We start from the raw sequence: 23,595 nt of genomic DNA, 5'->3' as shown, positions 1-23,595 counted from the left end.
CCCTCCTAAGCTTGCATCAGTTATCGTCTGGATTACGATATTTCTTAGGCACGTATTTTTTATTGATTACTTTTGTTTGTTTTACAATGTACTCCATCGCATCTAATAATGACTCTACCGCTTCTTGACTCATAGGTTCACCAGAGAACATTAAGCCATCTTCGCCTTGTAGATCTTTCTTTATTTCTTCCATTCTTTTTGCTATATCTTTCTCATCTTTTGGCGTTACTTGTTCGTTTGGTTCGCCTGTAACAGATCGACCAAGTAAATAGTCAGCTGAAACTGAAAAGCAATCAGCTAATTTAGTTAAAACATCATGTGGAGGGAACCTCTCTTCTGATTCGTAGTAACCTATCATTCTTTGGGATACGCCGATTTTTTCTGCCAGTTGTTTTTGAGTTAAATTCTCTTTTTTTCGTAAGGATTTTATTCTAAGTCCTATCACATCGTTCACCTCTCTAATTGAACTAATTGTTCTCTTTGAATTCATTTTAGCACAAAAAGTTCTTTTATGCATTGACAAAGAACAATTGGTTCTTTAATCTGTATTTAGAACTAATTGTTCTTATGGAGGTGTGATAATGGGAAATAAAATGTACGATCCGAAAAAAAACTTATATAAAGAAATTGCTAGCTATTGCGGAGTAACTGAACGCTATATTCGAATGATTGATCAAAAAGAAAGAACGCCATCAATGGAGACAGCTAGGAAGATTGCACAGTTTTTTGATAAGAGTGTAGATGATATTTTTTTTAGTAATAAATCGAACTTTAAGTTCTTTTTAACCGCACTTTGGTTTAAAAAGTGTGGAAAGTAGATTTTGTCATGGAGAAGTTAAGAGTTGCAATAAGTAAGTAAAAAAGGTTTGAAAATATGAGAGGTAGATAATATGGGGATTTTCCGAGTAAAAAAAGATAATAATTATTCCGTTATTAATAATACCGGTCTAAAGGATAAGAGGCTTTCTTGGAAGGCGAAAGGAATATTAGCTTACATACTTACACTTCCAGATGATTGGGTGTTTTATAGAGAAGAATTATCGCAACATGCAAAAGACGGTATTAATAGCTTAAGAGCTGGAATGCAGGAATTAAAAGAGTACGGATATATTAGAAGATTTCCTGTTAGAGATGAAAAAAACAAAATTGTTAGGTGGGAGACAATTATTTACGAAATCCCAGTGGATGATTATCCACCAGTGGAAAACCCACCTGCTGGAAAACCTGTTGCTGGTAACCTACCGGTGGATAATCACAAGCTACTAAATACTAATATACAAAGTACGAAAGAACTAAATACTAATATACAAAGTACGAAAGAACTAAATACTAATATACAAAATATAAATCATATTCATGATAATAAACAAAGTTTACTCTCAAAAAAATTAACAAATGAAGATTTTAAAATAAGTCATCAATTTTTGATGAAGAATAGAATTTCATTAAGTGAAATAGCAATTATAGAGCTTGGTGCATTTTGTGAATCACTAGGTAGTGAACTAATTGGGGAAGCAGTAAATAGATCAATTGATGAAAATGTACCAAAGTGGAGATATGTACGTGGGATTCTTAAAAATTGGGAAGCAAAAAAGGTAAAAACACTCAAGGATGTAGCTATGCTAGATGCACAGTTTGATCTTGGTAAGAATAAAAAACAATTTGGGTCAGGGAATACCAATCGAAATGAAATGGTACCAGAATGGTTACATGAAAAAGAAGATATTCCAGAAGAGCAGCCTATAAAAAATAATGAGTTAACTATTGAAGAAGAGCGTGAGAGATTAAAAACTTTATTAAAAAAATATAAATCATAATTAATATTTATAAATTTTATTAAATTGATAATAAGGTTAGATTATCTTTGGTGATAAAAATAAAAGCAGCATTTAAATAAAGAAAAGTAGGGGGATTATTATATGTTTGACTGGCTCAAAGATTATCAGAAACTAGAAGAAGAAATTGCATATTTAGAATATAACTTAGACAAATCAAAAGCAGAATTAAAGCGCTGGACTAGTGGGGACTTGCAAAATATACGATTAACTGCTGAATCGGAAGGGGCTAAAGTAGAAGATCGGATTGAAGCTATTGAATATGAATTAGGACATAAGATGAATGAAGTATTTGATTTAAAGATTTTAATTAATAAGTTTACAGGATTAGATCATCAAATACTCAAAATGAAGTATATTGATGGAATGACCTTAGAACAAATAGCGTTTGACTTGCATTATAGTACAGGCTATATCCGACGCAAACATGCTGAAATAAGAAAGATTGTCAAGTTTGTAGATGGGTTTTAATGTTACCTTTTTGTAGGATACATGCAGTGTACAGAAAGTATTGAAAAAGTGATTTATAGTAGTAATATAAGATTTCGACGAAAGGGCAACTATTTTTATGGTTGCTCTTTTTGTTGTGAAAGAAGGTGAGCAACATGAAGTAATTTTAAAAAATAATTTTCATTTAAGTGTTAGAGGTACTTAGTAGATTAAGAGTTTTATAGAAAAAATAATAGGAAAATAAGGAGAGATTTAGTAATGAGTATATTAGCTGCTTCAGTTAAAACAAAGAATCTGCCACAACAAGTGTTACGTTGGCAATCAATGGTAGAAAGTGAATGTTCAGCACAAGGTGTGTCTGAATTAGTTCCCTATGTACTTGGGATTATTATGGTGGAGAGTGGAGGAAACTCTGAAACAACACCTGATATTATGCAGTCCAGTGAATCACAAGGTTGGGCGATGAATACAATTAAAAATCCTAAAGATTCAATTTATTATGGAGTAAAGCATCTAAAAGGAGCTTTTGATGATGCAAAGAAAAATGGCATTACAGATTTAAGTGCCATTGTTCAATCATATAATTTTGGACGAGCTTACCTTCGCTGGTTAGCTTCTAACAATAAACAACATTCATTACCGGTGGCAGATCAGTATTCTAAAACGGTTGTTGCGCCATCACTTGGTAATACAACTGGTGCTATGGTCAAGTATAGTCAGCCTATTGCTGTTGCATATAATGGTGGCTATCGATATAAAAATGGAGGGAATTTCTTCTACTCTGAAATTGTTAAACAATATGTAGATTTTGATGAAGCTGGTAATAACAATAAACCAATACAACCGGTGGGCTTGGGGATTGCTGTAAATAAATATCCGAATAACGGTGGTATTAATCTATATAGCCAACCACAAGGTGGACATTTTACGAGAGTAATTTATGATAAAACACCGTACCTTATTATAGATGCAGCATGGTTTGAAAATCCTATGATTTGTCTCGGAAACGAGGCATGGGCTGCTCTGGAACATTTCGATGTGCAATGGTTCAGTGCTTATTCAAAATATCCACCAGGTGGCGGTATTAACACGTATGATGGTCCTAACGGAAATTATACAGGTTTTGTAGATGGGTCTGTTCCATATAGACTTTTAGGACGAAAAGATGGTTATTTGGCGATTGGAAATAATGCATGGGTAAAAGAAGAACATTTTGATGTTAGATAATAACGGGGAGCTTTTCGTTCGGTTAATCTTAAGATTTGAAAAGCTAAAATACATCCAAAAAATAATAAATATAGACAGTGAACGAAGGTGCTCATTCAAGCACCTTTTTTATATTGTGTAAAAATAGAAAGGAAGACTAATATGGCAAAATTTATTTATCCTACAGATACAACAAGAGTAACAAGTGGTTTTAGAGGAAGTAGACCAGATCATCATGGGGTAGACCTTGCTGAAGCGGGCTATCATCCGATTTATGCAGCAGCTAGCGGGCAGGTTAGCCGTTCTTATCTTTCATCTAGTTATGGTGAATGTATTATGATTGTGCATACTATTGATGGAGTTACATGGGAAACTGTATACGCTCATATGCGTAGTGGTTCTCGAACAGTAAAAGTAGGCGATTATGTTACACAAGGACAAACTATTGGGGTTATGGGGAACACAGGGGAGTCTAGTGGCCAACACTTACATTTTGAATTGCATAAAGGGCGCTGGGATGCTAGTAAGAGTAATGCTGTGAATCCACTAGATTATTTGGGGAAAGGTGACAGTGGCAACAATACTGATAAACCGATACAACCAGTAGGTCTTGGAATTGCTGTAAATAAATATCCAAATAATGGGGGTGTTAATCTATATAGCCAACCACAAGGTGGACATTTTACGAGAGTAATTTATGATAAAACACCGTACCTTATCATAGATGCAGCATGGTTTGAAAATCCTATGATTTGTCTCGGAAACGAGGCATGGGCTGCTCTGGAACATTTCGATGTGCAATGGTTCAGTGCTTATTCAAAATATCCACCAGGTGGCGGTATTAATACGTATGATGGTCCTAACGGAAATTATACAGGTTTTGTAGATGGGTCTGTTCCGTATAGACTTTTAGGACGAAAAGATGGTTACCTGGGTATTGGAAATAATGCATGGGTAAAAGAAGAACATTTTAATGTGAGATAGTATTTTGAAATCTATAAATATCAAATTAAATGGAAGAAGCAGTGTGATACTTTTTTATGAATTCGTTTAAAACGATGGTGTAGGAGTGTAGAGAGGAATTAAAGGAAGAGCAACTGATAAACAGTTGCTCTTTTTCTTTTTTAGCAGGTGAAGACAAGGAATTTATTAGAGAAAATGCTGGCCGTATGGAGATTAGGTTACTAGATGTACTAAATAATGCAGTGAGAATTTTAAGTAATAAAAACGAGAGAATAAAAAGGAGATGTTCAGTAATGGAGATTAGAAAAAAATTAGTGGATTCAAGTAAATATGCTATAAAATGTCCCAATGCAATGAAGCCAGAATTCATCACAGTACATAATACGTACAATGATGCATCAGCTGAAAATGAAATTTCTTATATGATTGGAAATAATAATGCAGTTTCGTTCCATGTTGCAGTAGATGACAAAGAAGCAGTACAAGGTATTCCGTTTGATCGTAATGCTTGGCATGCTGGTGATGGTAACGGAAATGGTAATCGTAAATCCATCGGAGTGGAAATTTGCTATTCTTTAAGCGGTGGGGATAGATATTATAAGGCGGAAGATAATGCAGCAATTGTTATAGCTCAGTTAATGAAACAATTCAACATTCCAATTAGTAATGTACGTACACATAAATCGTGGAGTGGGAAACATTGTCCACACCGTATGCTTGACGAGGGAAGATTGGATCAATTCATTGAGAAGGTAAATAAAGCATTTAACAACAATAATAATAAACCAATACAGCCAGTAGGTCTGGGGATTGCTGTAAATAAATATCCGAATAATGGAGGGATTAATCTATATAGCCAACCGCAAGGAGGATATTTTACGAGGGTGATTTATGATAAAACACCGTATCTTATTATAGATGCAGCGTGGTATGAAAATCCTATGATTTGTCTCGGAAACGAGGCATGGGCTGCTCTGGAACATTTCGATGTGCAATGGTTCAGTGCTTATTCAAAATATCCACCAGGTGGCGGTATTAACACGTATGATGGTCCTAACGGAAATTATACAGGCTTTGTAGACGGGTCTGTTCCATATAGAATTTTGGCACGAAAAGATGGTTATTTGGCGATTGGAAATAATGCATGGGTAAAAGAAGAACATTTTGATGTGAGATAAGGTTAAAGAATTAGAGTCACTCGTATGAGTGGCTATTTAATTTTTGGATTGGAGTATGATTGGAAATAGAAAATGTCAGTAGTGTTCTATACTAAGTTGTTTTTATGTATCGATTCAAGAATAAAAGGAGTAGTTTAGTGCGTAATTTGTTTATGTTGAATTAAATAAGAAGTAGGAAAGAGGTGGTAAAATGGATAGTTTACAAGAGGTGAAGGGTGATGTTCAGGAAATAAGGCAAGATATTAAGGAAATACGATTAGAGATTAGAAGTTTAGAAATGCGGACGACAGGTAATGAAAAGGACATTATTAATATTAATAAGCAATTAGACAAAATCAGTGCTAATACAACTTGGATCCTACGCCTTATTATTGGTGGACTAATTGGAGCTGCTCTTACCTTCTTTTTGAAAGACCAACTATGAGAAGTCAAGGGGAGTTTTTTATATAAATAGGGGGTGTTTTTCTAAAAAAGGGCGTGCCAAATAAACCTAAGGATTTTCAAAAAAAATGAAAAGGTCATGTTTCTGTTGTGTGAGGTGGTACTTCATAAGGCTTATTGCTTTTAAGAATGGCATAGATAATGTAACACAGCTTTCTAGCTACCGCCCCTATACAAACATAGTAGTGCTTTCCTTGCTTTCGTTTCTTTTCATAAAAAGCTTTTAATACAGGGTCATGTTTATGCGCTGTAATAGCCGCTTGGAATAAGGCTCTACGCAAATGAGAAGAACCACGTTTGGATATAGACGTACCTGAGGCTTCAAATTGTCCAGATTGGGACACAGAGGCATCAATGCCTGCGTAAGCGACAAGTTTAGATGGTTTGTCAAAGCGGTGAATATCCCCAATTTCACTTAGTATAGTGGCTCCTAAAATGGGCCCAACACCAGGTATTGTCATGATAGGAGTATCTAAATCAATTAAAAGTTGTGACATTTCTTCTTCACATTCTTTGATTTGATCTTCGATAAAACGAATTTGTTCCATCAACATTTTTAGTTGGAAGGAAAAAGCGTCTTTACAGAAGGTAACACCAAACGAATTAGAGGCTAATTCCATTAGCTTGTTGGCTGTTTTCTTCCCCAGTCGATTACGACTGGTTTGCTCAATTATTTGTGTTAAATCATCAATAGATATCTGTTCATAGTCACTAGGAGAGGCATATTCAAGTAAGATTTGCGAAGAAGTTTTACCAAAAACATCCGAAAAGATGCTTTGGTACTCTGGGAAAGTCTGATCTAATACGACAAGAGCTTTTCGTTTTAAATCACTCATATTACTTACAAGCGCATTACGAAAGCGGCTCATTTGTTTTAGAGCGAACATTTTCTCGTCCACAAGTGGGGTTTCAACAAAACGGCCGAATCGAATGATATCGGCAATCATAGTGGCATCAATGGCGTCTGTTTTTCGCTTTCTAATTTCTGTTCCTTTTCGCCAAGCATTGGTTTGAATTGGATTTAATACAACGACTGAGAAGCCATGATCAAGTAGAAAAGAATAAACGGCTAACCAATAATGTCCTGTTGCCTCCATTCCAATCAGTATTTCTGTAGGAGACTCAATATATTGGTACATCCAATTTAACAGTGCTTGTCCGCCTTCTTTATGATTCTGAAAGGGAAATGGCTTAGTAATAGGTTTTCCAGTTTGGTCGATAATGGACGCATAATGTTTATGTTTAGCGATATCAATACCTAAATAGAACATAGCTTACACCCCTATTTTAATCAGTGTTAGATAGTGTTGTCCTCCTCTGAACTAATAAGCGCTACTACCTCGTAAGAGATACGAAGAATGACCAATGGTCATCAACATCCAACTCATTCGTAAACTACTTATTAGACAGAGGTACCATTCTTTCAACCGAATACAAAGATTCAAGGAGGTGGTCGGCAACACTCTATCTACAAATATAAGTATCTCATATAACTAGATACTCACGGGTTTATAGGTAAATCCCTTTCCTAAAAAACCTAACTTTATCATACGAGGAGGAGGTATGTAATGATTGAAATTACAGCAATGATTGGGGTTGTTGTAGGGATTTCACAAATTGCAAAAACAACTGGACTGCAAACAAAATATATTCCGTTATTTAATTTAACACTTGGCATTACGCTAGGTGTTTTATTTTTGTCTCAAGATATTAAAATGAATCTATTTCAAGGAATGATTATCGGATTGTCAGCTAGTGGATTATTTGACCATACAAAAATTATAAAAAGGGATGCCGATAGAAAATGAAAAAGAAATACAAGCATATTTTATCCATAGTTGTTGCTATTATTTTAGTATTATCAATTGAAACAAATGTATTTGCTGATAGAATTCTATTTATTCCTGATTTACCAAAACAACCATACCGTTATGGTGTTGGAGCTTATGAAGGTGTTGTAGCACATTCTACAGCTACCCCAGAGGCGCCAGCAATTAATATTCAAAAGTATGAGTCTCGTACATGGCGTTCAGCGTTTGTTCACTACGCAGTGGATTGGGATGAGAAGATTCAAATTGCATCTACAAAACATCAGGCATGGGGGGCAGGTCCAGCAGCAAATGCTAGATTTGTTCATGTGGAATTGTGTGAGACAAGTGATCCATTGAAATTTAAACGTTCATATGAAAAATATATAGAATTAATTGGGGAAATCTTGCGAGAACGAAATATTCATCCCTCTAAAGGATTATGGACACATAGGGATATTACGTATAAATTAGGTGGGACAGACCATGAAGATCCAATAGATTATCTTCGTAGTCATGGCGTATCTGAGGCTAAGTTCCGAGCAGACGTGTTAAAGGTTTATAAAGGGAGCACGGTTACAGTGGATACCAAACCACAAACAACAAATGAAATATCTGGTACAGTAGAGTCGAATGGTATTGCATATATTGAAGGATACAATGTAAATCTCCGCTTTGGACCATCAACAGAAAATAGTATTATTCGTAAGCTACAAAAAGGTGAGGCTTATAAAGTATGGGGTAAATTAGGAAACTGGTTACATCTTGGTGGTAATCAATGGATTTATTATGATTCTTCATATATTCGTTACCAAGGTAATGAGCCTGCTACAGTAATTGGTAAAAGAGTTATTTCAAAAGTAAATAATTTACGTTTCTATGATTCTCCATCTTGGCAGGATAAAGATGTTGCCGGTACTGTAGATATGGGTTTAGGATTCATTATTGATACAAAGGTAATTGTAAATAATTCACCACAATATAGAGTGCACAATAGTAAAGGTAAAACATATTATATAGCAGCAAACGAAGCCTATGTGTATGTGAAGTGAAAGAGAGGATCTGCTCTAGTATGGGGCGATCCTCTTTTTTTATTTATTATTTTAGCCAAGAAGACTCCTTCCTCAAGGAGCGTGAAGGGTCACAGCCCAGTGAGTAGGTGGGAGATGAATTGGCTTCGAACAAGGGATGGCAGGAAGCCATCTTAATTGTTCGACATACAGAAAGTGTTACTCGACTACCTATCGAATGTACGTTTGGTGTATAATAGTCATATACCGAAATGGAGGTGAATCAAATAATCATGAATAAAGCCTATAAGTTTCGTATCTATCCAAATCAGGCACAAGCAATTCTAATCAACAAAACGATTGGATGTTCTCGCTTTGTATTCAATTATTTCCTATCCTTATGGGATCAAGCATACAAAGAGACAGGAAAAGGCTTGACCTATGGTACATGCTCTGCCAAACTACCTGCCATGAAGAAAGAGCTTGTTTGGCTAAAAGAAGTGGATAGTATTGCGATTCAGTCGTCTGTTCGCAACCTTGCGGATGCTTATACACGCTTTTTCAAAAAACAAAACAGCGCACCGCGCTTTAAATCTAAGAAGAACAACGTACAATCTTATACTACAAAAAAAACAAATGAAAACATTGCCGTTGTAGGGAACAAAATAAAGTTGCCGAAACTAGGTCTTGTTCGATTTGCCAAAAGTCGCGAAGTAGAGGGGCGTATTGTAAATGCTACGGTTAGACGGAACCCTTCTGGTAGATATTTTGTGTCACTATTAGTTGAAACAGAAGTACAAGAACTTCCGAAAACAAGTTCTTACATTGGAATAGATGTAGGACTAAAAGATTTCGCTATTTTGTCAGATGGAACCCACTATGAAAATCCGAAGTTTTTCCGATCATTAGAAGATAAGTTGGCGAAAGCACAGCGTGTGCTTTCTAGAAGAATGAAAGGATCTTCTCGCTGGAATAAACAACGAGTAAAGGTAGCTAGAATTCATGAATACATATCCAATGCTAGAAAAGATTACTTGGACAAAATTTCAACTGAAATCATCAAAAACCACGATGTTATCGGTATAGAGGATTTGCAAGTATCGAATATGTTAAAGAATTATAAGTTAGCAAAAGCAATTAGTGAGGTATCTTGGTCGCAATTTCGATCCATGTTAGAATACAAAGCAAAATGGTATGGCAAACAAGTCATTGTCGTATCGAAAACATTTGCTTCCAGCCAATTATGTTCTTGTTGTGGGTATCAAAATAAAGACGTTAAAAATCTCAACCTACGTGAATGGGACTGTCCTTCTTGTCAAACACATCATGATAGAGATATTAACGCAAGTATCAATCTAAAGAATGAAGCGATAAGGCTTCTAACCGCAAGGACTGCGGGGTTAGCCTAATCAATTAGAGTTCGATAGAACTCTTTACTTAGGAATCCCTCACTTCTAAACGAAGTGAAAGTGGGGGTAGTTCAATATGTATAAATTAGGTTTAATGGTGAAAAGAAGAGTCTATGAATGATTTTGGTTTGGAAAAATATTCTTGATAGGAAAATATTATAGTGTTATATTTTAATTTAATGATACAATATTTAAACATCGTTTTTGACATGATATAGATTTACTTAAAGATGTCGATTTTGGAAAAACAGAAGGTAAGGTATTAGGTAAAGAGACATGTTGTTTATAATGAACGTTAATCCTGTATTATAATTTAGGAGAAATATATTAAGTAAGGAGTTTTTTTATGCTGAAATGGGCTAAGTGGATTGCCATGTTTGTGATTTTTATCTGTAGTATTTTAACTATCGACGCTCTTGTTGGTAGCAAAAAAGGTATAAAAACCATTACAGCAGCAGTTGAGGAATTCACTGCGGATAAAAAAAATATAGGAAATCAAAAAGAAGTAAAGCAAGGAGCCGAAACAAGTGATTATAAACATTTAGACAAGCAGCATTATGCATGGGTAATGGATGATTATTTAAAGGACCTATCTGATGTGGCGACCCGATTTAGAATTTTAGAGGCTGATGCAGAAATTAAGGGGACTATAAACAAATCGTGGGTTTCAGAAGTAGGCGATGTTTTCTATAAAATGTCTTATCTCATCTCAAGTGTACGATATGTAGAACCCCCAACAGAATTAAAGGGTCTACATTCATCTATTTTAAAGGCGATGGATAACTTGCAATTTGTTATAGACAACTATGGAGATGCTGCGAGCCAAACAGATTTAGCGAAATTAGACAAATGTTTAAAATCGTTAAGAATTGCTAGGGATACAATAGAAGAGGCGCGTAGTGAATTATCCACTTACGAATAATTATCATAAAAACCAATTAGTATTACATAACATACTCAGAAGTATATATGAAGTTTAGCGTTTTCTTTGTAGTTAAGGGAACAGTAATCTCAAAGGTTTCAATTCTAATGTTTGGTACATGCAAGAGGATAGTAAGGAATGGAAGGTAGGAAAGATCAACGCTGTTGAGTACATGGATAAGGCTGGCATGAAGAAAGCGACATTTTGCAAGAGAATGAGGGAATACGAGGAATTTAGATCATTAAGATTATATAAATAGATTTTATAATTTTGTTGTTTGAAAATGCAACCACAGTCAGTAGAGAGGATATAGTCGTCTGTGTAGCAACGGAACCAAAACTTACGTTAAGTATTAGCGGACATAAAAGACCGATTTTGAATGTTTTGATGTCCGCTAATGCTTATAGCGTGATTTGGTTCTATTGCTATACAAAGACCATCATCACCATACTGAATAAAGTGAACAAAATATAAATTTGATTCATAAGTAAGAGGAAGGCACCTTAGGGTGTCTTTTTATTCTGGATTTTTTTAGAAAATATTTGAAATATAATACAACGAATTATATTATTGTTTGTATATGATTTTAAATAATTCTGAAATTTGGCAGGGGGAAACAACAATGAAATTAGGAAAAATAGCATTAATTGGAGCGTTAACATTTAGTGGGTTTACTGCAGTAGAAATGAGTAAGCCTACCTCACAAGCAGCTGCAGCTTACTCAGATCCACTTAATGATGATTGGGGATTCAAAACCATTATGGATTTACAAAATTCAGAGGAAAGTACATACCAACCTGATTGGAAGATTGGGAATTTAATAACTGGTGATACATTTTACTTAACACAGCACTTTGGTAGGGAACATTTTGGTGCGCAAATGGAAATTTATAAAATCCACACAAATGGTACCCTAGAACGATTCCAAACAATAGAACCAGAATTTATTCCTGGAACAGAAATTTGGCAAACACCTATCACAGATAGCTATACAAGTGGTAATTATGTCGCTGTAATTAAATATCGTGGTGAATTCACGTATTCAAATCAATTTACAATCAATTAAGGATGTAAACACATTAGAAAAAGGCACCTTAGGTGTCTTTTTTATGCATAAAAAATCCTCATCTTCCTATAGAAAAGATAAGGCCTTTATATATTATTTATTATCCGATTCATAAGTTTTATTATAAACACATTTAGCTTCTCCAAAAAGACCACCGGTGTCCCATTCTCCACCATAATGAGCACAATTTAAAGGTGTACGATCGTTTCGCATACTTGGATTTTTAGGTGATTCATAGCCATCATTTACAATACTACCAACAATAAATATCCCTCTAATTACAAATACCACAGCAACGATTAATAGTATCTTCCCATTAGAACCAGTAACAATGTCGTTTACAACTTCTTTTGCTTCTTGTTGAGTTTCACCTTTTGAAAATAATGAAAGAATAATAGATATGATAAATATGAAAAATAGCACAATTATAAATATCATTATTTATAATTGTGCTATTTGTATACTTTTAATTTCCTTATACGTTTTAAGCTAAGGTATTTGAAATCATAGTGATAATAAATATATCCCCCCGATTAAAAGTGCCGCAGCAACAATTAATATTATTACTCCATCCGGACTATTAAGAATTTCTTTTATATGTTTTTTTGCTATTTGCTTAGTTTCTCCACTTGAAAAGAGATAAACAATGGAATGGAGGATTAGTAAGAAAAATGCCGTAATTACCTCTAACATGGCTTATGTACCTTTAATTATCCAGTAATTTTCTTACACCTTGTATCAGACTGAGTAACTGGAATGCTTAATTTAATAGAAGCCAAATGACAAAAATTACTCCTGTAACTGCTGCAGATCCAAAAAAACCTACCAACATTTTCCCCTCAGGACCATTAATAAGCTCTTTTAAAACTTCTTTTGCTATTCGCTGACCTTTACCACTTAAAACTATCGAAAGAATAAAGAATATTACTACTAATACAAATGAAGAAATTATTAATTCCATGACTTATGTACCTCCCTAATATATGTGTGCGTTATTAATTAGCCAATAATTTCCTTATAAATTATATCAGCTAGGGTACATAAAGATATAGCGAATTATTTATATAAATTATTTTATTAATCGACATCGCATTACTATAGGATTGCTCAAGTCGGAAGAAGGCACCTTAGGGTGTCTTTTCTTTTGTCCATTACACCCATTGTTTACACAATGATTTTTTATGTTCATTAGATATAATTATTACTACAGTAGTATTGCAGTAATACCTTGGGTATATAATAAAAGAAGAGATGCCTGGATCCATCTCTTCTGGTAACTATTGCCGTAAGGCGGGTAGTTACTAAATAAATTTATTTTCTTTTTCTAGAACTTCCCTTTTGCTTCCGACGGCGTAGGGAGGTTCTTTTGCGTTTTGCTAATATTACTCACTAGCTTGTTTCCATAACCAATAACAATAATTCCTAGAAATACTTTCAATAAATTCTGTAGCAAAGACAGTAAATATTCCATCATAGGAGTCACCTACTTTCCCTCTACATAAAAAAGAGAAAGGACAGCACCGACCCTACGTCATACAGTTAAATCTATTCTATCATCCTAGTACAATCTCACCAATATAAACAAGACCACCATTATTGAACTGAACCCAAAAAATTAGACAAATATATTAAGCAGCTACTAAGGATTGAACTCTGTATTGCACAGGGGACAATCCTTTTAGTTTTGTTTTAATTCTTTTGTGATTGTAGTAATGAATATAAGTTTCTAGTTCTTGCTTAAATTGTTCCATACTTTCAAACTCTTTAAGATAAAGTAATTCAGACTTTAATAAGCCAAAGAAATTTTCCATGACTGCATTATCTAAGCAATTTCCCTTACGGGACATACTTTGGATAACGTTATGTTTTTTAAGCGACTGATGATATTGTCGCATTTGATAATGCCAACCTTGATCCGAGTGTAAAATAGGAGTTTCCTTATCATTCAAACATTGAAACGCCTTATTTAACATTTTAGAAACAAGGGAATAGGCAGGTCTATGTTCTATATTGTAAGCTATAATTTCTCCGTTATATAAGTCTAAAATGGGTGATAGATATAGTTTTTTACCATGTAAGTGGAACTCCGTCACATCTGTTACCCATTTCTCGTTTGGTTTTGATGCGTGAAAATTACGTTTTAAAATATTAGGAGCGAATTTCCCGACAGTCCCTTTATATGAACGATATTTTTTTAATCGAACAAGACATTTTAATCCCAGGATATTCATTAAACGTCGAACGGTTTTATGATTTAATGCATGGCCTCGATTACGTAATTCCAATGTAATACGACGATAACCATACCTCCCAAAATTCTCACTAAAAATCTCTTTAATTAATTCTTTAACTTTCTTATATTTATCTGGACGTTTCGCTTGTTTCATCCAGTAATAATACGTACTACGAGCGATATTAGCGACTTTCACAAGGTCAACGACCTTATATTTATGCCTTAATTCATAAATCAATTGCGCTTTGTCTTGGTCTGTGATGTTTTCTTCTTTTGAACTAAGGCATTCAACTTTTTTAAATAGTCATTTTCCATACGCAGACGTTCATTCTCTGCTTGTAGCGCTTCTATAGAACCTTCAAGAAATACTTCGTTTTGTTTTAAATGTTGGAGCTTAGCTTTTTCTTTGGCCATGGTTAGACGCCCCTTTTTCTTTGATTTTAGGGCATCTAATCCTTCTGTTTCATAAGCTACTTTCCATTTTCGGAGTGTTTCGCAAGAAGGAATATTAAAAAAAGCAGCTGTTTCTCTCAGAGATGTCCCATTTTCATTCATATAATGAATTACATCTAGTTTATACTCGAGAGGGTAAGTTGTATAGCGTTTTTCAAACGCCTTTTCCCCTGAAAATTCAAACCGTTTAATCCATTGATAAAGTTCTCTAGGATGAACCCCTATAGAATTAGCAATGGTTTTTCCGCCTTCCGTACCTTCTAGATATCGTTTTACTGCTTGTATTTTATCTTTTGAAGAAAATTTAGCCATAAAAAATGCACCTCCAATTGTTAGTTATGTGTCTAACAATTGGGGTGCACTTCATTATTGATAGTCTTTTTAGGTAGATTTACAACAATTAATTACAATGTTTTTATATGTTGTTTACTATATACATTCATATTCGCCTTATGATCTTTAGCATAACCTATTACATGGCATAGGTTTTTTGTACCAAGCTTTGTTAATGCATTTCGCCTTCGTAGGTGTTGAAGGTTTAGAACTATCCTTTAGTATAGTCATATCATTAGAACATCCTGCGATATTTAGACAGAATATAGCTAATAAACACGATAGTAATAATTTATTCATATAATCACTTCTAATTCTTTAATAGTTAACATTTTTTCATGAAATAAGTTTCTTACTAATTTTACATTATATTAAAGCTCAGAAAATATTCTTATACTCATAAGTTATTACATTTGAGCTAGTGAGATTTTGTTAATAATAAAAGTGATTCTAGTCGAAGCAAGGCATTTAATTGCTGATAAAGGTAAAACTGCTAGTTATCTAATTCTCTCAGTCATTATGTATTTGATCTATTTAACACATGAACTAATAGCAGAAAATGAACTGAAAGGTACATATAGCTAATAATGTAGGGGCAATCCACATGGCCATGTTTAAAAAATCAATATAAACAATGTGAATTCTTTCTTCCAAAGAATTCGATATCTACAGAAAGGGATTTAAGGTTATTGTAAGGTAAATGAAAGTTACCTGAAAGAATCTCAGTTTAATATAAAATTATGAATTATCACAGGAGGGATGAAATAATGTTAAAGAAACTGGGAATAGGTTTAGTAACTTCCATAATTTTGTTGAGTACAAATGGTATTGCTGATGCATCTACTAACAGCGTACATGTAAAAAATGAAATGATATCTAAGAGCACAAAAAAGTGCAGTGACTGTTGGCGTGTTGGTCAATCTAGAACAGAAGATGGAGTTGCAGCAAAGCATACAACAATAGATGGAGAAAAAGTTGTCAAATATACAGTACAGGGCAATGGAAAGGTTAGAATGGATGTCATTGGTAAAGGATTTGCTGAAATTAAAGTAACTAGGGAGAATGGGAAAAGTGTATATTATCAGTTTGAGGTAATTTAATTAGTAATCAAATATAGGTTTTCATTTTAGAACGTTGCCTTCCTATAATTAGGAAGGCTTTTATCATTTTAGCCAAGAAGACTCCTTCCTCAAGGAACGCGAAGTGAGTAGGTGGGAGATGAATTGGCTTCGAACAAGGGATGGCAAGAAGCCATCTTAATTGTTCGACATACATAAAGTGTTACTTCACTATCCATCGAATGTACGTTTGGTATATAATAGTCATATACCGAAATGGAAGTGAATCAAATGATAATTAATAAAGCCTATAAGTTTCGTATCTATCCAAATCAAGCACAAGCAATTCTAATTAACAAAACGATAGGTTGTTCTCGCTTTGTATTCAATCATTTCCTATCCCTATGGGATCACGCATATAAAGAAACTGGGAAAGGTTTAACATATGGTACATGCTCTGCCAAACTTCCTGCCATGAAGAAAGAATTTGTTTGGCTAAAAGAAGTGGATAGTATTGCGATTCAGTCGTCTGTTCGCAACCTTGCGGATGCGTATACACGCTTTTTCAAAAAACAAAACAGCGCACCGCACTTTAAATCTAAGAAGAACAACGTACAATCTTATACCACAAAACAAACAAATGAAAACATTGCCGTTGTAGGGAACAAAATAAAGTTGCCAAAACTAGGCCTTGTTCGATTGGCCAAAAGTCGCGAAGTAGAGGGGGGTATTGTCAATGCTACAGTTAGACGGAACCCTTCTGGTAGATATTTTGTGTCACTATTAGTTGAAACAGAAGTACAAGAACTTCCGAAAACAGATTCTTACATTGGAATAGATGTAGGACTAAAAGATTTCGCTATTTTGTCAGATGGAACACACTATGAAAATCCGAAGTTTTTCCGATCATTAGAAGATAAGTTGGCGAAAGCACAGCGTGTGCTTTCTAGAAGAATGAAAGGATCTTCTCGCTGGAATAAACAACGAGTAAAGGTAGCTAGAATTCATGAATACATATCAAATACTAGAAAAGATTACTTGGACAAAATTTCAACTGAAATCATCAAAAACCACGATGTTATCGGTATAGAGGATTTGCAAGTATTGAATATGTTAAAGAATCATAAGTTAGCAAAAGTAATTAGTGAGGTATCTTGGTCACAATTTCGATCCATGTTAGAATACAAAGCAAAATGGTATGGCAAACAAGTCATTGTCGTATCGAAAACATTTGCTTCCAGCCAATTATGTTCTTGTTGTGGATATCAAAATAAAGACGTTAAAAATCTAAACCTACGTGAATGGGACTGTCCTTCTTGTTGTACACACCATGATAGGGATATTAACGCAAGTATCAATCTAAAGAATGAAGCGATAAGGCTTCTAACCGAAAGGACTGCGGGGTTAGCCTAATCAATTAGAGTTCGTTAGAACTCTTTACTTAGGAATCCCTCACTTCTAAACGAAGTGAAAGTGGGGGTAGTTCAATTTAAGGAGTATTTTGTTTGCTTAGCTTGATAGCAATGTGGTGTCCCACTTATCATTATGACATTTGCACTGGCTATGGCTAAAAATGAATATAATAAGATTTTCTATAATTTAGATAGATGAGATGAATAGGTAGTTTAATTAGTTGACTATTTGAGCTGCATATTGTTCTAAATTTGCGAGTGGCTCCCAAAAAGAAGGAATCGTGGACGTACCACATGATAAAGTGAGAAGCTTTAAAATGTTTACCTTCGTCTAAATACAAGTTATACACACATATATTGATCTTATTAAGGTATATATTACACATAATATTATGCTAAAGGTGGCGAATTGTATCATGAAAGATTTTGTTCTCGAAAAAGAAAACATTATTCGTAAATATGGTGAATGGACCGCTTATGATATTAAATTAACGGATACTCTATATACAAGAGATATTCGACAACCAAATCCTGCATTAAAAAAAATTGTGACAATGATTCAAGATATCACACAATGTGATTTTAAAAATCTTCGAATCTTAGATTTAGCTTGTTTAGAGGGGCATTACGCTATTGAGTTTGCTATGCAAGGAGCAACTGTTGTAGGGATAGAAGGAAGAGAATCAAACATACAAAAAGCTATATTCGCTAAAGATTTATTAAGGTTGGAAAACTTAACTTTTTATCAAGATGATGTAAGAAATTTAAGTGCTGAAAAATATGGTCAATTTGATATTGTTTTATGCTCTGGTATTTTATATCACTTAGACTGCCCAGATGTATTCCCCTTTTTAGAAAAAGTGTATGAAGTATGCAAAAGGTTTGTAATAATTGATACTCATATCACTTGTACTCCTAATGTATCAGTACTTTATAAAAATTATGAATATAAGGGACACACAATGCTAGAACACTCTGCTAACTCATCAATAGAAGAACGTTTAAAATCAAAATGGGCGTCATTAGATAACGTTACTAGTTTTTGGATGACAAAATCCTCTTTATACAATTTTTTAACGCGAACAGGTTTCTCTTCTATAAATGAATCCAGAAGTTTAGTTCAAGAAGATAGGATTACTGTTGTAGCTTTTAAGAAATACCCTATAGAAATTAAAAGCTCTCCTGAAACAGAAAAATACATTGAACCCGATTATTTAGAATGCTAAAAATAACACTATATGTCATTCAAGTTAAAATCGTAAAGTATCCCTAAACAAAATTATCAATTCTCCAAAACCTAATTATATAAATGCAATCCGTTGTTTACGTTTTGGGATACTATATAGTTGTAGATAGTGATGGAATAACACCGCATTACTATCAACTTAAAGAAATACTTCCGAAAACAAAAAATGAAAAGAATAATAAAAAAGCTTATCATTTCGTGTTAAAAGATAAGTTTTTTTATTTTAGGGTAATTACAAGTATTGAAATTCTTTTAATACTCTCATAATAAACTTAAAGATGCTCTTTTCGACCTTTTAAAATTAACCCTTCACTATTTATAAGCCGTGATATACCAAATAGCAACAACATTTCCATTTTTATCGAGTACTCTGCCTTCAACCGCTCCTTCTTCATATGCTGTTACTACACCAGTTTTAGGATTTACATAAATTTTGTTTTCACTAAATAAGACATATTTGTATTGTTTTCCGCTTGGCGTCATTGACCAAGGTTTCCCCACTTTAATGTGCATAAATTCACCTTGCACGTCAGATACTTGATAAACCGATTTTTTTGATTCTTGATTGTTTACTGCTGCGTGAGTTTTAGTAGTAGCAAAAGTTCCTAAACCTCCAATTCCAATGGTAGCTGCTAACGCAATTCCAACAAATTTTTTCATGTGATAATGCCTCCTTTTTTAATTCATACCCGTATATTAAACGGTTAGTCTTTCGTATCACTTTCATTTACCTTACAATAACCTTAAAATGATTTTTGAAAATTCCGGCTGATGAGAGGGAGAGTATGAAAAAAAATATATTAATTGTTGATGATGACAAAGATATTATTGATCTTTTAAAGCTTTTTTTAGAAATGGAAAATTTTTTTGTTGTAGAGGCTTCAAATGGTGAAGTTGCCTTAAAGTGTCTAGAAGAAAATCATATTGATTTAGCTATTGTTGATATTATGATGCCTAAAATGGAAGCTTTACAGATTACAAAATAAAAAAGGGGCTCATTTCGATTTCTTGTTTTATCATTTTAGTCAAGATGGTTCCTTTAAAACCTCGTATAGGTAATCAGTACGATTAAATGGGAGACATTAGTCATTGCTTATCGATGGTAAAGTAGACGTATATCATTTAATAAAGAACCCATGTAACAGTACAAATAATAATTTGTATGTGAACGTAAAAAACACCAAGATGGCCCTAGAGAGGAGAGGGGCAGTCTTGGTGTTTTTTAGTTAAGATTACGATTTTTTAAGTGATTTTCATATTCTGTTAACCACACTAACATCAAGTCCTTTAATTCAATCGTTTCAATTTCGCAAGTGTATTCTTCATCTTCCACATATCGGTGGGTAATCTTTGTATAAACTGATCTTATCTCTAAATCAGAATTGTTACCCCATCACCATCAAGTTAAAGTTTTTTAAGGTCCCAAAAATGAAAAATATGCTATTCCATTTGTAGAATTATAGGAAGGGTGGCGTATTTTTCTTTTTGTTTTGCTAACTTGATGTTAATGTGGCGTAACCTTAAGTATTTAAAAATTAAAAAAGTCCCTTAGTCATGTTAAAGGTGAACTTGCTCACGCAAATGATCTGTAAATCAATTCATTTTTGATATACAGATCATTTGTATGATAATTTTTATAAATAATTGCTAAATAGTGAATTTACATAAATGCTTTTAGAAGTTCTTGAATTAATGGGATTGCTCCACCTATAAATTTTAAAACTGCCATTGCGATTTCCATATTATTCTCTCCTCTTTTTTCGTATTAAGATGTGATAAATCTTTATAATCTCATTATAGTAAGCGCTTACAATTATAACAATACATTTTTGTATGCAATATTGCATACTTATACATTAGATCTCTATTATTCATTTTTTAATGGTACTATAGCGGGGGGAGAGTCTTTAAGGGTTCTACTTAATAGGAGGAAATATGGAAAGAGTGCAAGCGATTTACAGAAATCAAAAATTTAAGAGTTGGGTTAAGCAGGTATTAGCCGTAGGAGGAGTAATAGGGTGCTGCTATTTGGTGTTATATGTTTTCTGTTTCTTAGTTATCATGTAAATATTATACAACTAAACTAGTAGAGTCTTGCCTAGAGATGTAAGGCTCTTTTATTGTATGTAGTACCTGGAGATGAGCAAACTACATACAATAACTCTCAGGTTTTTCAGATCACTTTGTATGGTTCCTTGTTTAGAACACTAATTCCTAGCATTGAAAACAGAATTCTATTGATAAAAAAATATGTTTTTACTAGATACATATTAAAAAGACAAGCATAAATTATATTAGATTTTGGCAAAATCTTTTTGCCTTGGAAAAGGATTTAAATCTTACTGATAGATTTGATTCCTTTTTTATATACCATAATCCTTATATTACTACGTAAATATAATACAGTAGTAATGGTTTAAAAGCAAGAATATTAGTAGGGGGTACGTTCACACATCCATCAACTGAAGATTGTAAAGTAGCCCTTGAACAAAAAAATCTTTTTTTATTGATTGATAGTAAACAAGAAAGGTTAGCAAATCAACAACTAAGAGATTTCTTCAGGTAAGCTAATAAGGAGTTATTACAGAACATTGCAGTAGATTTTGCATTAACGGCTGAGGATGCAAAAAAGGCCCTTGAAAGAAAAGGGGAATATATGAAAGCTCTACAGCTTACAAGGTGAAAAAGAAACTCATTTTAAAACTGTTTTTAACATTTTATTCTTTTACCGGAAAAACATGGGAGGTTAAGGGTGGTAGTTTACATTTAATGAGGGATAAGCAAAAATAATTGTTAACAATATTAAGTGCAGCATCTTAATTGTAAAATCTTTTATATTCCTGCAAGTACAATTCCTGTTAAATAAAAAATTTTTAAGTTAATGGATGTGGAGTCTCGCCACATAATAAAAAGGTAGAAATATATTTAATATATTCCTACCTTTGATTTTATTAAGTTTAGCATCTATGATCTAAATATCACAGAAGGTAGTTTTCTTTTATACTTCTATATCTTTCCCTTCTGCTACCACTGTATCTCGCCACAACACAAGTAGTTTTCTAAATTCAGAGGTCTCAATTTTACATTGGTTATTTGGAGCACTCATAAATAAGTTAATAGCACTGGTGTAATTAGGTTCAATGTAGACTGCTGCTACGTTCCCTTCTATTTCATATTGCGGAACTTTTTGGTCTACTACATTATCTAAAATTTGTATATACTCAGCTGCTTCATCATCTAAAATATCTTCCAAGAAATGAGAAATTATAGAAATTTCTTTTGGCAAACGTATTCTTAATCCGCCAAGTCCATCACGATAAAATTCGTATGTATATTTCATTTTTTACCTCCTAGTATAAACAGGATATGCTGTTATTATCTCATTATTTTGTATAATCATTTCTACTTTAAATCCGTGGGATGTTTGTCCTACATATCTAACTGTATCGACTTGAATCTTATTATCGTATGCTTCTTTGATAGACTCAAGTACCTGTACTCTATCCCAATCCTTAGGGAAAAATGAAGAAAGCGCATTTTTTGTTTCACCGTCTACTTTTACTTTTGCTCTATATACTCCCGCAGAATTTGGTGCATGGGTAATTCTAACTATTTCTCCTCCACCCATCATACTTTCATGGTGATATCCAACAGCTTTTAGTCCCCATGAAAAAGGTGCTCCATAAGTGATGAATCAAAACTATACGGAACATTGCCATCATTAGTTCTGCTACTATTAATTCTTCCACTACTAGCAAATTAATAGGTAGAGCATTTTTCTTCAGCTTGTTTAAAGTTTGGTGTGTCAAATCTAGAGCGCAAACCATCTCCACCAGCAAAAGCAAATCGATCTTTTAATGGTAAGTGGCTTGAAATATAAGGTGTATCACCTGAAAATTTCGTTAACTTTACAGAGTCTCCAAGGGAAGTTACTTTTCCAATTTTGCCTGCTCCTTTATCTCCAATCCATCCTAAACCAAACTCCATAAAAATATTTGTTCCTCATTGCACCCATACCTGCTAGTGGAATAACTTGCTTTGTAACTTCAGTATTTGTTCTGATTCGGTTAATCTCTTCAATTTGTTCTAATAGTTCTAGTTCAACTACATCTGTTGAAGCGATCCTTAATTGAAATTCGGTAAGAAAAGCTTCATTCTTATCATTAAGAGCTATCAATTCCTTACTAGAAATATTTGATACATTGAAATATTCTTACATGGTATAATTTTCTTGATGATTTTGGAACTAGAAGGGGTTTAAATGATGGGAAACTTTCAAAGTAATTTTCAAACAGCTACACAAATTGCTACACAAATGAAAAATGCATCGGATACAATTCAAGGTGCGACAAATCGTTCTATAACAAAGGCGAGCCGTACTACACTATCTGTTAATGCTCAGGCGCAAGAAGTGAATCAATAAATGCTAGATTTAACTAGACAATTTTGTGAGGCCTTTCAACAAGCAATTGATAATATTCATTTAGTAGCTAAGGATTTTGAAAGAATGGATAACGAACTACAAAAGACATTTCGCTAATGTGGCAACCTACGGTAAAGGGAGAAGGGTAG

The 23,595-nt window shown here is 33.7% G+C and carries 27 protein-coding genes and 2 pseudogenes; 17 read left to right on the top strand and 12 right to left on the bottom strand.

The annotated features are described in order from the left end of the window. Nucleotides 1-16: 16 nt before the first annotated feature. Nucleotides 17-445 (bottom strand): helix-turn-helix domain-containing protein, encoded by a 429-nt coding sequence (locus ACXKY9_RS32015; RefSeq protein ID WP_000579788.1) that lies wholly within the window; start codon nucleotides 443-445, stop codon nucleotides 17-19. Between the two features lie 136 nt (nucleotides 446-581). On the opposite strand from ACXKY9_RS32015, the gene ACXKY9_RS32010 reads away from it, so the two are divergent. The 7 genes from ACXKY9_RS32010 to ACXKY9_RS31980 all read left to right on the top strand — a co-directional run bounded on the left by ACXKY9_RS32010 (nucleotide 582) and on the right by ACXKY9_RS31980 (nucleotide 6,056). Next, nucleotides 582-818 carry a helix-turn-helix transcriptional regulator gene (locus tag ACXKY9_RS32010; protein WP_000527101.1) on the top strand — a complete coding sequence of 79 codons (237 nt, stop codon included), beginning with the start codon at nucleotides 582-584 and terminating at the stop codon, nucleotides 816-818. A 72-nt stretch (nucleotides 819-890) separates the two neighbouring features. After that, nucleotides 891-1,817: a DnaD domain protein gene (locus ACXKY9_RS32005; RefSeq protein ID WP_016090275.1), complete on the top strand. Its 927-nt coding sequence runs from the start codon at nucleotides 891-893 to the stop codon at nucleotides 1,815-1,817. Between the two features lie 102 nt (nucleotides 1,818-1,919). Next, the gene (locus ACXKY9_RS32000) at nucleotides 1,920-2,306 is read left to right on the top strand and encodes a hypothetical protein (RefSeq protein ID WP_000460733.1); all 387 of its coding nucleotides are present in this window, start codon (nucleotides 1,920-1,922) and stop codon (nucleotides 2,304-2,306) included. A gap of 237 nt (nucleotides 2,307-2,543) precedes the next feature. After that, nucleotides 2,544-3,512 (top strand): lysozyme family protein, encoded by a 969-nt coding sequence (locus ACXKY9_RS31995; protein WP_016099955.1) that lies wholly within the window; start codon nucleotides 2,544-2,546, stop codon nucleotides 3,510-3,512. 141 nt (nucleotides 3,513-3,653) lie between these two features. Further along, nucleotides 3,654-4,475 carry a M23 family metallopeptidase gene (locus ACXKY9_RS31990; protein ID WP_001051379.1) on the top strand — a complete coding sequence of 274 codons (822 nt, stop codon included), beginning with the start codon at nucleotides 3,654-3,656 and terminating at the stop codon, nucleotides 4,473-4,475. Between the two features lie 272 nt (nucleotides 4,476-4,747). Continuing rightward, on the top strand, nucleotides 4,748-5,632 hold the full coding sequence (locus ACXKY9_RS31985) for a peptidoglycan recognition protein family protein (RefSeq protein ID WP_000405795.1): 885 nt from the start codon (nucleotides 4,748-4,750) through the stop codon (nucleotides 5,630-5,632). 190 nt (nucleotides 5,633-5,822) lie between these two features. After that, nucleotides 5,823-6,056, top strand: coding sequence for a hemolysin XhlA family protein (locus ACXKY9_RS31980; RefSeq protein WP_016090502.1), 234 nt, complete (start codon nucleotides 5,823-5,825; stop codon nucleotides 6,054-6,056). 94 nt (nucleotides 6,057-6,150) lie between these two features. On the opposite strand, the gene ACXKY9_RS31975 is transcribed toward ACXKY9_RS31980, so the two are convergent. Further along, nucleotides 6,151-7,344, bottom strand: coding sequence for an IS110-like element ISBth13 family transposase (locus tag ACXKY9_RS31975; RefSeq protein WP_000499523.1), 1,194 nt, complete (start codon nucleotides 7,342-7,344; stop codon nucleotides 6,151-6,153). 297 nt (nucleotides 7,345-7,641) lie between these two features. Here ACXKY9_RS31975 and ACXKY9_RS31970 point away from each other — a divergent pair, with 297 nt between their 5' ends. The 5 genes from ACXKY9_RS31970 to ACXKY9_RS31950 all read left to right on the top strand — a co-directional run bounded on the left by ACXKY9_RS31970 (nucleotide 7,642) and on the right by ACXKY9_RS31950 (nucleotide 12,288). Continuing rightward, nucleotides 7,642-7,881: a hypothetical protein gene (locus ACXKY9_RS31970; RefSeq protein WP_000570185.1), complete on the top strand. Its 240-nt coding sequence runs from the start codon at nucleotides 7,642-7,644 to the stop codon at nucleotides 7,879-7,881. Continuing rightward, nucleotides 7,878-8,933, top strand: a complete 1,056-nt coding sequence (locus tag ACXKY9_RS31965; RefSeq protein ID WP_016090503.1) for an N-acetylmuramoyl-L-alanine amidase — start codon at nucleotides 7,878-7,880, stop codon at nucleotides 8,931-8,933. Before ACXKY9_RS31970 ends, ACXKY9_RS31965 begins: the two co-directional genes overlap by 4 nt. Before the next feature lie 230 nt (nucleotides 8,934-9,163). Then, nucleotides 9,164-10,300, top strand: coding sequence for an IS200/IS605 family element RNA-guided endonuclease TnpB (gene tnpB, locus ACXKY9_RS31960; protein WP_170868030.1), 1,137 nt, complete (start codon nucleotides 9,164-9,166; stop codon nucleotides 10,298-10,300). 346 nt (nucleotides 10,301-10,646) lie between these two features. Beyond that, nucleotides 10,647-11,222 carry a hypothetical protein gene (locus tag ACXKY9_RS31955; protein WP_000922179.1) on the top strand — a complete coding sequence of 192 codons (576 nt, stop codon included), beginning with the start codon at nucleotides 10,647-10,649 and terminating at the stop codon, nucleotides 11,220-11,222. Nucleotides 11,223-11,844: 622 nt separating this feature from the next. Then, on the top strand, nucleotides 11,845-12,288 hold the full coding sequence (locus ACXKY9_RS31950) for a DUF5065 family protein (RefSeq protein WP_000765882.1): 444 nt from the start codon (nucleotides 11,845-11,847) through the stop codon (nucleotides 12,286-12,288). Between the two features lie 93 nt (nucleotides 12,289-12,381). On the opposite strand, the gene ACXKY9_RS31945 is transcribed toward ACXKY9_RS31950, so the two are convergent. The 4 genes from ACXKY9_RS31945 to ACXKY9_RS31930 form a co-directional block, all read right to left on the bottom strand. After that, entirely contained in the window at nucleotides 12,382-12,726 is a 345-nt protein-coding gene (locus ACXKY9_RS31945; RefSeq protein WP_016090505.1) for a hypothetical protein, read from the bottom strand. Between the two features lie 66 nt (nucleotides 12,727-12,792). Then, a complete protein-coding gene (locus ACXKY9_RS31940; RefSeq protein WP_000895161.1) occupies nucleotides 12,793-12,981 on the bottom strand; it encodes a hypothetical protein in 189 nt (62 codons plus the stop codon). A gap of 67 nt (nucleotides 12,982-13,048) precedes the next feature. Then, nucleotides 13,049-13,249 carry a hypothetical protein gene (locus ACXKY9_RS31935; protein ID WP_000420168.1) on the bottom strand — a complete coding sequence of 67 codons (201 nt, stop codon included), beginning with the start codon at nucleotides 13,247-13,249 and terminating at the stop codon, nucleotides 13,049-13,051. Nucleotides 13,250-13,916: 667 nt separating this feature from the next. Further along, nucleotides 13,917-15,286, bottom strand: a protein-coding gene (locus ACXKY9_RS31930) for an IS3-like element ISBth167 family transposase (RefSeq protein WP_087942837.1) whose coding sequence is annotated in 2 segments (ribosomal slippage) — nucleotides 13,917-14,821 and nucleotides 14,821-15,286 — 1,371 coding nt in all. Because the reading frame shifts where the segments join, the coding sequence is not laid out codon by codon here. Nucleotides 15,287-16,074: 788 nt separating this feature from the next. On the opposite strand from ACXKY9_RS31930, the gene ACXKY9_RS31925 reads away from it, so the two are divergent. The 3 genes from ACXKY9_RS31925 (at nucleotide 16,075) to ACXKY9_RS31915 (ending at nucleotide 19,003) form a co-directional block, all read left to right on the top strand. Continuing rightward, nucleotides 16,075-16,407: a hypothetical protein gene (locus ACXKY9_RS31925; RefSeq protein WP_000914230.1), complete on the top strand. Its 333-nt coding sequence runs from the start codon at nucleotides 16,075-16,077 to the stop codon at nucleotides 16,405-16,407. A 249-nt stretch (nucleotides 16,408-16,656) separates the two neighbouring features. Continuing rightward, nucleotides 16,657-17,778, top strand: a complete 1,122-nt coding sequence (tnpB, locus tag ACXKY9_RS31920) for an IS200/IS605 family element RNA-guided endonuclease TnpB (protein ID WP_040120032.1) — start codon at nucleotides 16,657-16,659, stop codon at nucleotides 17,776-17,778. A gap of 415 nt (nucleotides 17,779-18,193) precedes the next feature. After that, on the top strand, nucleotides 18,194-19,003 hold the full coding sequence (locus tag ACXKY9_RS31915) for a class I SAM-dependent methyltransferase (RefSeq protein ID WP_016090507.1): 810 nt from the start codon (nucleotides 18,194-18,196) through the stop codon (nucleotides 19,001-19,003). Between the two features lie 332 nt (nucleotides 19,004-19,335). Here the strand turns inward: ACXKY9_RS31915 and ACXKY9_RS31910 are convergent, their stop codons facing one another. Beyond that, a complete protein-coding gene (locus ACXKY9_RS31910; RefSeq protein ID WP_016090508.1) occupies nucleotides 19,336-19,683 on the bottom strand; it encodes a hypothetical protein in 348 nt (115 codons plus the stop codon). A gap of 125 nt (nucleotides 19,684-19,808) precedes the next feature. Here ACXKY9_RS31910 and ACXKY9_RS31905 point away from each other — a divergent pair, with 125 nt between their 5' ends. Further along, nucleotides 19,809-20,009, top strand: a complete 201-nt coding sequence (locus ACXKY9_RS31905; RefSeq protein WP_016090509.1) for a response regulator — start codon at nucleotides 19,809-19,811, stop codon at nucleotides 20,007-20,009. A 674-nt stretch (nucleotides 20,010-20,683) separates the two neighbouring features. Here the strand turns inward: ACXKY9_RS31905 and ACXKY9_RS31900 are convergent. The 5 genes and pseudogenes from ACXKY9_RS31900 to ACXKY9_RS31880 all read right to left on the bottom strand — a co-directional run bounded on the left by ACXKY9_RS31900 (nucleotide 20,684) and on the right by ACXKY9_RS31880 (nucleotide 23,200). Then, nucleotides 20,684-20,870: pseudogene (locus ACXKY9_RS31900) on the bottom strand (hypothetical protein). 1,151 nt (nucleotides 20,871-22,021) lie between these two features. Next, on the bottom strand, nucleotides 22,022-22,363 hold the full coding sequence (locus ACXKY9_RS31895) for a hypothetical protein (protein WP_016090510.1): 342 nt from the start codon (nucleotides 22,361-22,363) through the stop codon (nucleotides 22,022-22,024). A 3-nt stretch (nucleotides 22,364-22,366) separates the two neighbouring features. Then, entirely contained in the window at nucleotides 22,367-22,654 is a 288-nt protein-coding gene (locus ACXKY9_RS31890; protein WP_016090511.1) for an EndoU domain-containing protein, read from the bottom strand. A gap of 128 nt (nucleotides 22,655-22,782) precedes the next feature. Then, nucleotides 22,783-23,010, bottom strand: coding sequence for a hypothetical protein (locus ACXKY9_RS31885; RefSeq protein ID WP_016090512.1), 228 nt, complete (start codon nucleotides 23,008-23,010; stop codon nucleotides 22,783-22,785). Next, a complete protein-coding gene (locus ACXKY9_RS31880) occupies nucleotides 22,979-23,200 on the bottom strand; it encodes a hypothetical protein (protein WP_130055928.1) in 222 nt (73 codons plus the stop codon). The genes ACXKY9_RS31885 and ACXKY9_RS31880 overlap by 32 nt, the downstream gene beginning before the upstream one ends. Nucleotides 23,201-23,284: 84 nt before the next feature. Between ACXKY9_RS31880 and ACXKY9_RS31875 the strand changes: the two are divergent. Next, nucleotides 23,285-23,563 (top strand): annotated as a pseudogene (locus ACXKY9_RS31875) (TIGR04197 family type VII secretion effector). Nucleotides 23,564-23,595 lie beyond the last annotated feature (32 nt).

The sequence above is a fragment of the Bacillus sp. 2175 genome (assembly GCF_057812155.1).
This window is presented reverse-complemented; position numbering and strand designations above follow the sequence as displayed.